This window comes from Pseudomonas sp. 05T35 (assembly GCF_056396605.1).
The window spans coordinates 1-3,962 of sequence record NZ_JBFTLU010000427.1 but is presented as its reverse complement, the minus strand read 5'-3'; the positions used below and the strand labels follow the sequence as shown (position 1 = coordinate 3,962).

Below are 3,962 nucleotides of genomic sequence, written 5' to 3'. Positions count from 1 at the left end.
GTTAACGCCCAGGCCGATCAGAGCCTGGTAGTCCCAACGACCGCTGTCCAGCTTGTAGTCGGCTTCAACGCCAGCACGAGCGTACAGGTTGTCGGTCATGTACCACTTGGCGCCAGCACCAGTGGTCAGGTAGGTGGACTTGTCACGACCAGTGTGACCGTCAGCAGCGACGTTGGTCATGCTGCCGTGAGATACACCGCCTTCAACGTAAGGACGGATAGCGTCGCCTACGGTACCGAAGTGGTACTGGGATTTCAGACCGAAGTGATCGCCTTTGATCCGCTGGTTGCCAGTATCGGTGTCCGAACGGGTGTATTCGTCTTTGCGATAGGTCGCGTTCACAGACACGTCATCGGTCAGGAAGTAGCCGATCGAGACGCCAGGAGTGCGGCCGTTCTCGTAGGAATCGACGCTGTGGTTCCAGGTTTTGCCCCAGAATGCTTCCCCTTCGACCGCGCCTTGGCCTTGTGCCAGAGCGCCGAACGAAGTAGCGGCAATAAGAGAACCAATGGCCAAGCCCAAGGTGTTTTTCAGTTTCATCCGTTAAATCCCCATCTGGTGATTGTAAAGCAGTCCCGCAAACCGGGGGACAACTCGGCGGCAAGTCTATCAGAACTTGCCTACACGTAAGAAGTATTTGCGCTGAACTAAGCCTCAGCGATGCCTGCAAATTTCTCACGCAATTTGTCAAGAGCGCGTTTGTACCGCATTTTCGTTGCACTCAAACCCATGTGCATGATGTCCGCGATCTCCTGAAACTCCAACTCTGCGACAAATCGTAGCACTAGAATTTCTCGGTCAATCGGGTTCACATACACTAACCAGCGATCAAGTCCACCCTTTTCCTCAGGTTTCGGCGCCTTCTCTTCAGACGCTTCCTCAAGGGGGTCCAGACTCAAAGCGTCCATCAAGCGACGCTTACGCCGTTCCTTCCGATACTGTGTGATGCATTCGTTGTATGTGATGCTGTAGAGCCACGTTTTGAACTTCGATTTACCCTCGAAGTTCTTCAGACCGTACAACACCTTCAACATCACTTCCTGACAGACATCATCTGCGTCACGATCGTTCCCAAGATACCGTGCACAAACGTTAAATAATGTTCTCTGATAACGCCGCATCAGCTCTTCGTAGGCGCGCGTCACGTGAAACAGCTCCGTGTGCGAGCGCGCGACCAACTCCTCATCAGAGAGCTCGCGGGGGTCGTAGCGCATGGATAGCGATTGGGCTTTATTCAAAACAAGTCGGGCCGACAGTCAGGTCAATGTCCGCCGCAGCCCATCGTATCGGGCATTTTGCGGCGGCATACATTAGCAGGGTTTGCCGGGTTAGCGGCTACTAACATGCTGTTCCAGGAGGATCCGATTGGAAAGTGAGACTAGCTCACCCTCATCGGTCAGCAATGTAGTTTTAACCGTGCCGATCTCTTCGATCTGACCTTCGACCTCACCAACACGCACTTGTTGCCCAACCTGATACAACTCACGCACATAGATTCCAGCAAGAATCTGACCGGCGATTTCCCGGCTTCCCAACCCCATGGCCAAGGCAACTGCCAGACCAACGGTAATCAAGACAATCACGATTACATGGTTCAGCAGGTCTGTTTTGACCTCAAGCTGACTGATCGCGACCGAAATACTGATGATGATCACCAGGCCCTGAGCGATACGTCCAAGGCCCGATGCGTAATCCAGCCCTACACCTTCTGCGGCGCCACGCACCAGCCCGTTGGCCAATTGTGCGAGCAATACGCCCACCAGCAACACCAGCGCGGCACCAAATACTTTCGGTAAATACAGTGCCAGCATGTCGAGCGTAGCCGAAACTCGCTCCAAGCCAAGGGATTCTGCAGCAGAAACCAGAAAAATCAGCAAAACGAACCAATAAACGATCTTGCCGATCAATGTAGAAATCGGCACCTGCAGCCCTGCGCGGGACAGCAGCTTGGTCAAGCCGGTACCGCCCATCRAGCGATCCAGACCCAGTTTTGCGAGCAATTTCGAGAGCAGGGTGTCGAGCAGCTTGGCCACGACAAAACCCAGCAGAAGCACTACCAGTGCGCCGAACAGGTTCGGAATGAAGTTCGCTACCTTGGTCCACAACGCAGTCATTGCAGTGACGAGGCTCTGAGTCCAGAGATCAAGTTCCATATTCAATCAGCCTTATCAGCAGTGCGGGCAGCAGGTTTATGACGGGAAACCGGCATGACATGGGCCGATCCGTTATTTAGGGCGATCATCAGCGCGGGCAGCCAGCGGCCCAGCAGACTGAACAGATCACCGGCACCAACCTGGCGGTTGGCGGTTTTCAGCACACGCCCCAGACAGGCATCGTCGTCACGGGTGGACGGTGATGCCTTGAGCATGTCGCGCAAGGACTGTTCAAACGGATCGTGCATACGCACCTCTCGTGATATCTGTGAAAGACGCGATCAAAATTCCTCGGGTCACATGGCTCTCCCTCATACCCAGCGCAAACGCCGGAACAACCACCACTGCCCCACCCCTACCGTCACCATCATCAGGCAGGCAATCACGAAGCCATAAGGGTTCCCGGAAAAAGGAATTCCGCCGACGTTTATTCCGAGCAAACCGGTCAGAAAACTCATCGGCAAAAAGATCCCGGTGATGATCCCGAAGCGGTACATGATGCGATTCATGTGCACGTTCAAACGCCGGTCTTCAGTCTCAAGCACCAGCCCCACGCGCTCCCGGGTCAATTCCAGCTCTTCCAGGTAACGCGTCAGGCTGTTGTTCAATTCGTTCCAGTAGTCGCCGTCATCGTCGACAAACCATGGCAGTTTTATCCTCGTCAGTTGGCCGAAGATATCCCGCTGCGGAGCAAGGAAGCGCTTCAGTCCGGCCGCTCGCCGACGGATCTGCACAATGGCGCCATGCTCCGGAGTATACCGTTCGTCGGCATCCAGCTTTTCTTCTTCGTCATCGACGATTTCGGAGAGATCGCTGACCAGATCCTGCACCTTATGGGTGAGGTACTGAGCCAGATAAAGGACCAGTTCGGAGGTGGTTTTCGGCCCCTTGCCCTCGTTCAGTTGCACCAGCAACTCATCGGTGGCGCGTAACGGGCGTAAACGCAGGGAAATGACCCGCTGAGCAGAGGCGAAGATGCGCACCGACACCATGTCTTCAGGCTCGGCACCCGGGTTGAGGTTGATTCCGCGCAAAAACAGCAACAACTCGGAGTCCGGCAGCGCCAACAGGCGCGGCCGGGTGTTCTCTTCGAGCAGCAGGTCACAGCTGAACTCGCTCAGACCGCTGGATTTACGCAACCAGGTCTGAGTTTGCGGGTGACTACGATCCCAGTGCAGCCAAAGGCTTTCATGAGGTTGCAGTTGCAGGTCATCCAGTTCAGTCCGGGCAAGCCAACGCGCACCACCTTTACCATCCAGCACCAGGGCATGCACCAGCCCCCACTGCGCGTTTTCTTCCTCGAACATCCTCACCCCTGGTTTGAATCAGCTGTTTATTCTGGCATTTTCAACGGACTTGGCGAGACGATCACGCCGTTATTGTCCGCGTAGATGTATTCACCCGGACGGAAAGTCACGCCGGCAAAGGTTACCGCAACGTTGAGGTCGCCGAGGCCACGCCTGTCGGTTTTCATCGGGTGACTGGCCAGCGCCTGCACGCCCAGGTCGGTTTGCGCAATAACGTCGACATCACGGATGCAGCCGTAGATAACCAGCCCTTCCCAACCGTTTTTCGCGGCTTTCTCGGCGATCATGTCGCCCAGCAAGGCGCGACGCAGCGAACCACCGCCATCGACCACCAGCACCTTGCCATTCCCTTTGAGCTCGGCCTGCTCCTTGACCCGTGAGTTGTCTTCGAAGCACTTGATGGTAACGATTTCGCCGCCGAAGGAGTCACGGCCACCAAAATTGCTGAACATCGGCTCCAGCACCTGCACCAGTTCCGGGTAGGCATCACACAGGTCGGGAG

6 protein-coding genes are annotated in these 3,962 nt (G+C 55.6%); all 6 read right to left on the bottom strand.

Annotated features, from left to right (window positions below; all coding sequences use genetic code 11):
* On the bottom strand, positions 1-540 hold a 540-nt coding region (locus tag AC1DH9_RS24510; RefSeq protein WP_477808932.1), incomplete at its 3' end, for an OmpA family protein.
* A gap of 107 nt (positions 541-647) precedes the next feature.
* Positions 648-1,238: an RNA polymerase sigma factor SigX gene (gene sigX / locus AC1DH9_RS24505; RefSeq protein ID WP_427528225.1), complete on the bottom strand. Its 591-nt coding sequence runs from the start codon at positions 1,236-1,238 to the stop codon at positions 648-650.
* A gap of 90 nt (positions 1,239-1,328) precedes the next feature.
* Positions 1,329-2,153: a mechanosensitive ion channel family protein gene (locus AC1DH9_RS24500; protein ID WP_477808931.1), complete on the bottom strand. Its 825-nt coding sequence runs from the start codon at positions 2,151-2,153 to the stop codon at positions 1,329-1,331.
* 2 nt (positions 2,154-2,155) lie between these two features.
* Entirely contained in the window at positions 2,156-2,401 is a 246-nt protein-coding gene (locus AC1DH9_RS24495; protein WP_054593251.1) for a hypothetical protein, read from the bottom strand.
* Between the two features lie 63 nt (positions 2,402-2,464).
* The gene (locus AC1DH9_RS24490) at positions 2,465-3,460 is read right to left on the bottom strand and encodes a zinc transporter ZntB (RefSeq protein ID WP_427540247.1); all 996 of its coding nucleotides are present in this window, start codon (positions 3,458-3,460) and stop codon (positions 2,465-2,467) included.
* Between the two features lie 26 nt (positions 3,461-3,486).
* Positions 3,487-3,962 (bottom strand): ribonuclease E activity regulator RraA (gene rraA, locus AC1DH9_RS24485; RefSeq protein WP_477808930.1); only part of this gene is annotated, 476 nt, incomplete at its 5' end.

What these genes read in the sequence shown, in the direction of transcription:
- AC1DH9_RS24490 (WP_427540247.1), bottom strand. Translation starts at nt 3,460, where the DNA reads ATGTTCGAGGAAGAAAACGCGCAGTGGGGGCTGGTGCATGCCCTGGTG.
- AC1DH9_RS24495 (WP_054593251.1), bottom strand. Translation starts at nt 2,401, where the DNA reads ATGCACGATCCGTTTGAACAGTCCTTGCGCGACATGCTCAAGGCATCA.